Genomic DNA, 2,752 nt, shown 5'->3' on the forward strand with positions numbered 1-2,752 from the left:
CAGGCCCTAGCCGCGTTGCAACGCGATGCATCCGAAAGCCGGGCTTACTACAGTCCGGATTGTTCCCGTGCGCTCGGGCGCTCGGGCTCAGCGGTGCCGGACGCCGAGCACCGCCCGTGACCAGGAGGCCGCATCCGCCGTGTCGGACTTCAACCCGCTCGACCTGTCGCTCGACCTGCCGCTCGTGCTGCTGTCCAATCGCGGTCCGGTCAGGTTCGACCGGGACGCCACCGGTCGTACCGTCACCCGGGGGGCGGGAGGCCTCGTCTCGGCCCTGTCCGGACTCGCCGAGCATCTCGACGACGCGGTGTGGGTGTGCGGCGCAGCCAGCGAGGAGGACGTCGCCGTCGCCGGGGAGAGCGCCGGGAGCTCCATCCTCGTCCAGACCTCTCCCTCGCCCCGGCTCGCGGAGGGCGAGCCGGACGGCCCCGCCATCCGGGTCCGGCTCGTCGTTACCGATCCGACCGCCTACGCCGACTTCTACAGCGTGTGGTCCAACCCGATCCTGTGGTTCATCCAGCACGGCCTCTACGGCCGGTCGCTGTCACCGGTGTTCAGCCGGGCCGAGCACGACGCCTTCGAGAACGGCTACGCTGCGGTCAACCGGGCCTACGCCGACGCGGTGGTTGACGAGGCGCGCGCGCGGGGTGGCAAGGCGCTCGTCCTGCTGCAGGACTACCACTTCTACCTCGTGGCCGACTGGGTGCGGGAGCAGTGCCCGGATGTGGTGCTCACGCATTTCATCCACATTCCCTGGCCGGGGCCGGACGAGTGGCGCGTCCTGCCCGCCGACATCCGGGAGCGGCTGCTGCGCGGGCTGCTCGGTAGCGATGTGGTCGGTTTCCATACCCGGCGCTACGCTCGCAACTTCGTCCTGTGCGCCCAGGAGCTGCTCGGCCTGCCGACCGACCTGGAGCAGCTGACGGTGACGGTGGCGGACCGGGTGGTCCGCGCCCGGTACCACCCGATCTCGGTCGACCCGGCGGCGCTGGACGCTACGCAGGCCTCCGAGGAGGTGGCGGCGCATGTGGCGATGCTGCGCTACATCTTCCTCGACGATGGCCGTCAGCTCATCCTGCGGGTGGACCGCACCGACCCCAGCAAGAACGTCGTGCGCGGCTTCCTGGCCTTCGGCACCCTGCTCGATCAGCATCCGGAGCTGGTGGGCAAGGTCAGCTTTCTGGCGCTGCTGCAGCCCAGCCGCACCGACGTGCCGGAGTACGCCGACTACATCGCCCTGATCGGCGCGGTCGTCGCGGAGATCAACGCCCGGCATACCAAGGAGGGGCGCCAGCCGATCGACCTGCGGATGGTCGAGGACTTCCCGCTCGCCGTGGCGGCCTACTCCATCTGTGACGTTCTGATCGTCAACGCGATCGCCGACGGGATGAACCTGGTCGCGAAGGAGGTCGCGGTCGTCAACCGGCGTGGCGGCGTGCTGGCGTTGTCGGAGATGGCCGGGGCGCACGAGGAACTGGGTGAGTTCTCCGTCACCCTGCACCCCTTCGACGTGCAGCAGATGGCCGACGCCCTGTACACCGCGCTGACGATGCCGATGGAGGAGCGCCATCGTCGGCTCGCCGCGGCCGCCGAACAGGTCCGCACCCACGACGTGCGGCGCTGGCTCGACGACCAGCTGGTGGACCTGCGGCGGGTCGCCGGATTCGGGTGACCGGGCTCCCGGCGCGGGAAGAGAATGGCGAGATCGGGTAAAGGTACATCGCCATCCGGGATCGGACATGCCGATCGCGGGTAGTCTCGCACCGGAAAACGATGTGCATCGGGTCGCCGGGCGGCCCCGATGAGGACGGACGGGAGTGGACGTGGCTAGTGAGACCGGTCACCACAAGGCCAACACGGGTTCGTGGGCCGCGGTACTTCTGATCATTGTAGGCTTCGTCGTCGGGACGTTCGCCCTCCCGCTCGCCTCGGTGCCGTTGTGGATCGCGGCCGGCGCACTGTTGGTCCTTGGTGGCGTCTTCGCCCTCGTCTCCAAGATCATGGAGCAGGCCTACTGAGTGCCGTGCCGATCTGGTTCAACGAGGCCTGGCGCGGCACCTACCAGTTCATCGGGCTGCCGCGCCGCGGCGCTCGGCCGCCGGCCGAGCTCAGGCCGGCGGTCAGGCCGGTGGGCCAGGTTTCGGGGCCCCCGTGGGTCTGGCGGCCTCCCGCAGGCCCTGCGGCGTGACGAAGGAGACGAGCCGGGCCGAGTCCTGACCCAGCTCCGCCCAGCGCGTAACGGTCAGATCTTGGACAGCGAGTGCCGCCGTCGGGAACGTGGGGATCTGGTACCGCTCGGCGGGGGGCAGCAGGGCCACGGCCAGCGTGTGGATACCGGGATTGTGCCCGACGAGCATCACGCTGGGCACTCCGTCGTCGATCTCACGCAACCGGTCCAGCAGGTCCTGCGCCTCGGCCAGATAGAGCCGGTCCTCGGTCAGGACTGGGACGTTCGGGGGGAGCGCCTCCGCGAGGCCCTCGACGGTCTGCCGGGTCCGCAGCGCGGAGGAGCACAGAATGAGGTCGGGCGCGAGCCTGTTGTCCGTGAGGTAGCGCGAGATAATTTTGCAGCCCCGCCGGCCCGATCCCGACAGCGGTCGATCGGCGTCGTGGATCGACCGCTCGGCCCAGTCTGACTTTGCGTGCCGCAGCAGAAGAAGGCGCCGCTGTGGTCTCACGAGAGAGCCCTCCGCTGCACGGGGAGGAAATCGACGGCGCGACGTCCGTCGCGTTCCAGCCGGAACTGCCATTC

At 69.5% G+C, this 2,752-nt stretch carries 3 protein-coding genes; 2 read left to right on the plus strand and 1 reads right to left on the minus strand.

Translation table 11 applies throughout. The annotated features are described in order from the left end of the window. Window positions 1-139 precede the first annotated feature (139 nt). Window positions 140-1,672: an alpha,alpha-trehalose-phosphate synthase (UDP-forming) gene (locus tag ACY5KJ_RS19515; protein ID WP_462204048.1), complete on the plus strand. Its 1,533-nt coding sequence runs from the start codon at window positions 140-142 to the stop codon at window positions 1,670-1,672. A 151-nt stretch (window positions 1,673-1,823) separates the two neighbouring features. Beyond that, on the plus strand, window positions 1,824-2,018 hold the full coding sequence (locus ACY5KJ_RS19520; RefSeq protein ID WP_462189278.1) for a hypothetical protein: 195 nt from the start codon (window positions 1,824-1,826) through the stop codon (window positions 2,016-2,018). A gap of 102 nt (window positions 2,019-2,120) precedes the next feature. On the opposite strand, the gene ACY5KJ_RS19525 is transcribed toward ACY5KJ_RS19520, so the two are convergent. Further along, entirely contained in the window at window positions 2,121-2,678 is a 558-nt protein-coding gene (locus ACY5KJ_RS19525) for a SixA phosphatase family protein (protein WP_462189279.1), read from the minus strand. Window positions 2,679-2,752: the final 74 nt, after the last annotated feature.

Source organism: Frankia sp. CcWB3, from assembly GCF_977927595.1.